This window comes from Pseudoalteromonas luteoviolacea S2607, assembly GCF_001625575.1.
Lineage (GTDB): Bacteria > Pseudomonadota > Gammaproteobacteria > Enterobacterales > Alteromonadaceae > Pseudoalteromonas > Pseudoalteromonas luteoviolacea_E.
In genome coordinates, this window is record NZ_AUXV01000069.1 from 1 (window position 1) to 242 (window position 242).

Annotated in this window: 1 protein-coding gene; it reads left to right on the forward strand. The window is 47.1% G+C overall.

The genetic code is table 11. The features are described 5' to 3' along the window. Window positions 1-242, forward strand: a 242-nt coding sequence (locus tag N480_RS25705; protein WP_196761538.1) for a hypothetical protein, incomplete at both ends; no start/stop codon positions are given.

Here is a 242-nt window from a genome sequence, read left to right on the forward strand (position 1 = left end):
CTTAGGCGACCTTGATGACTTGTTGGCTGATGTCGGTGATGAAGAGGGGCTATTGGAAGATCCAGAGCCTGCGCTACAGGACGACGATTTTGATAACGATCTGGGTGATGAGTTTGTTGAGGGTGAATCGAAAGTTGCGTTAGAGCAAGCATCTTTAGTGGAGTCTGGTCACTTAGATGGTATGCTAGACGAAGAAGAACAAATACCTCAAGGCTTTGAATCTGAGCCTGAACTAGCAGCAG